This window comes from Chryseobacterium sp. CH21, assembly GCF_004119445.1.
Classification (GTDB): Bacteria; Bacteroidota; Bacteroidia; order Flavobacteriales; family Weeksellaceae; genus Chryseobacterium.
The window spans coordinates 1-304 of the sequence record NZ_QICI01000078.1; the positions used below are offsets into that span (position 1 = coordinate 1).

The 304-nt window shown below is 38.8% G+C and carries 1 pseudogene; it reads left to right on the plus strand.

Annotated elements, in window-relative coordinates:
* A pseudogene (locus tag BOQ62_RS22575) lies at positions 1-220 on the plus strand (hypothetical protein); the annotation flags it as partial.
* Positions 221-304 lie beyond the last annotated feature (84 nt).

The window sequence follows — 304 nt, forward strand, 5'->3', positions numbered from 1 at the left end:
TTTTTCCGGAATTGATGGGACCATGAAAATAGATAATGACCCATCACCTTCAGGCCAGACAATCAATGTTACTGCTTCCGGACATTATTATTTTAATGGAACCCTATGGCTAGCAACTGGTGGATCTGGGAATGTGAATATCTATAATGCAGACGGAACACTTACTGCCAATAGATTTGTCACGATGAATTCCAATGTATTAAGTTTTTTCCGGAATTGATGGGACCATGAAAATAGATAATGACCCATCACCTTCAGGCCAGACAATCAATGTTACTGCTTCCGGACATTATTATTTTAATGG